Genomic DNA, 2,427 nt, shown 5'->3' with positions numbered 1-2,427 from the left:
TATTTAAGTGATGTGCTGAAAAGGTTGCCGACACATAAAGTGACTCAGATTGAAGAATTGCTACCACACCGCTGGAAACCTGAACCGAATTAAAAAATAGGCATGGGGTTCAGCGGACGCTTACGATGAAATTAATAAATTATGGCGTATTCAAGCCTATCAACCGTTTGCAACACATTTAGGTCAGAAATATCCATTTCATTCAGGGGGGACTTTACAGGCAACCAGTCAGGAAATGGGACAAATTTTTGGTGAAACAGGAAGTATTGCTGGCTTTGTCAAAGACACTTTAGATCCGTTGTTGATTCGTCGTGGTTATGTCTTAACTTCAAAAACATGGAAAGATTTAGGCTTAAATTTAAATCCTCAGTTTGTGATGGCATTTCCGCAATATGTTGCGCCAATTCATGGTATGGCAACAGGACGTTTAGATCAGCCTGCAACATCTGCTGTTTCAAATCAATCCAATTTCCAATTTTATCCATTACAGCACCCACAATTTTTATCGTATAGCATCGATATTGATGGTCAGCGAATGCAGTTTGAAAATGGAATTCAACAATGGGTCAACTTTGTGTGGCCCAATCCAGGCGCAATTCCCGGCGTGCGTATTAGTGCAGTCGATTTAAACGGTCAGTCGCATACTATTTTTGAAGCACCGGGCGAATATGGCATTAACCGTTTAATTGATGCTGCACAGCGCAAAGAGCAAAACGGTCACTTTGAAATGACTTGGGTCAGTAAAACGGAACCATCTTTATCTTTAAAAGTGAATTTCCGACTCATTAGCGGACATAGCTCGTGCAATATTGGTTCAAGTCGTGGTTATGTGGGGTTGCAGTTGGTCGATCAAGTCACCACGACCAAAGCACTTCTTGTGGTTGCTGCACAAACGACAGCAATGAGTCCCGCACAAACAGCGGCTACGCAGTCTAAAACTACAATGTCTGCACAAGTGGGAGGCGTTCCGCAATGATCAAGAGAAATAACACTTGGCAAAAGGCGTGGTGGGTATGCAAGCAGTAAAAACCGTACCTTTATATTATGGAAAAATACCTGCCCGTGGTGATTTTATAAAGTCTAAAGGGCAATCGGAACTCATTCAGCAGCTCGATCAGTGGATTAGTAATGCATTGGAACATGCCATGCAGAGCGCAGATTTTAAACAGCGTTATGCAACTTTGCCTGCTTTAGATTTTTTGATTGCCCATCCAGCAGAACCAATGTTTTTAGCTGTTAATTTAAAGGCGAGCCAAGATAGCTCGGGGCGGGCATTTCCAATGCTACTGGGTCAGTTGTTTGAGGTCGGAAATCCCAGTCAAAATTTGTTATTTGCGCCATTTTCTTACAAAGCTATTTGGACTGATTTATTGCAACGCAATCAGGTCTTAAGCAATATCTGTGATCCCAATATGTCATTTGAACTGTTGAATCAATTGCCGAATAGGGTTCAACTTTTGAGTGCAGAAGAATACCAAGACTTTTATGAAAAACACAGCACGCATTCATTGGCACAATTAATGAAAATCAGTGTCAATGACTTGGCTCAGAGTATGATTGGGTTGGGACTTTTACTGCAACCCGTCCTCAAAAATGGCACTCGTCGTTTAAACAAAGTGATGATTTTACCGCTGAATCATCCGCGATATTGCTTTGAAATCGCAGCATTTTGGATGGGCATGATCGGGCGGTTTTTAGGCGCGCATCATACTGAAATTTTGCTGGGGATACTACATTTTGAGGCACCCATTTTGATCATTGATTTTCAGGGGGCTGATGTCATGACGCTGCGCGATCTATTTATTCAAAATATGCAGGATGAACATTGGGTTTCTTTAATTCAAGCCACTTGGATTGATGCTTATTTAGAACAAAATGCAGGTCTTGCAACATTGGAACAATTACTTTGTCAGCGGCAGTTAAATCTTAACCAAGCCTTGAAGCTGTTTAGGCAAACTTTTTTAGATAAATAAATATGAAAAATAATCAAAAACGTATTCGCGTAAGTCTACTTATTGGCTTGTGTTTTTTAGTCCAAAGTCATTTGATCTATGCAGCGCCCATTGTTATAGAAGGTGTGGTGCCAAACGAAGCAAGTAAACAAGCTATTTTGGCGAAAATGCAAGCTGTGTATGGTGAAACGCAGGTACTAGATAAAATTCAAGTCCGTGCAGTTGTTGCACCGAATGGTTGGGATGACTCAGTTTCGCGTATGATTACAGCGGATTTAAAAAAGATTTCTCAAGGGCAGTTACGTGTGAAAGGGACTCAAATTGATTTGATAGGAAAGGTGAGTGCTGCTTGTATCTTGATTGATATAGTGATTAGCTACCACTATACGCAAATTGTAGAGTTTGGAGTGCTGCTAAAATCTTAAATTTGAACCTGAGATAAAACCTACAATTTGCCCTTATCCCTCATACAACT

2 protein-coding genes and 2 pseudogenes are annotated in these 2,427 nt (G+C 40.8%); all 4 read left to right on the top strand.

Translation table 11 applies throughout. The annotated features are described in order from the left end of the window. Window positions 1-93, top strand: a 93-nt coding sequence (locus tag ACEO2X_RS13715; RefSeq protein WP_178867550.1) for a transposase domain-containing protein, incomplete at its 5' end; no start/stop codon positions are given. Between the two features lie 31 nt (window positions 94-124). Continuing rightward, window positions 125-976, top strand: a pseudogene (locus ACEO2X_RS13710) (type VI secretion IcmF C-terminal domain-containing protein); the annotation flags it as partial. 37 nt (window positions 977-1,013) lie between these two features. Next, a complete protein-coding gene (gene tagF / locus ACEO2X_RS13705) occupies window positions 1,014-1,973 on the top strand; it encodes a type VI secretion system-associated protein TagF (protein WP_225543553.1) in 960 nt (319 codons plus the stop codon). A 2-nt stretch (window positions 1,974-1,975) separates the two neighbouring features. After that, window positions 1,976-2,296 (top strand): annotated as a pseudogene (locus ACEO2X_RS13700) (OmpA family protein); the annotation flags it as partial. Window positions 2,297-2,427: the final 131 nt, after the last annotated feature.

The organism is Acinetobacter sp. AL9, from assembly GCF_041464035.1.
In the GTDB taxonomy this organism is placed as follows: domain Bacteria; phylum Pseudomonadota; class Gammaproteobacteria; order Pseudomonadales; family Moraxellaceae; genus Acinetobacter; species Acinetobacter towneri.
The sequence above is the reverse complement of the archived record's forward strand: the minus strand, read 5'-3'. Positions and strand labels throughout refer to the sequence as shown.

Excerpts from the sequence above, each read along its gene's own strand:
- tagF (WP_225543553.1), top strand. The coding sequence starts at position 1,014 with ATGCAAGCAGTAAAAACCGTACCTTTATATTATGGAAAAATACCTGCC.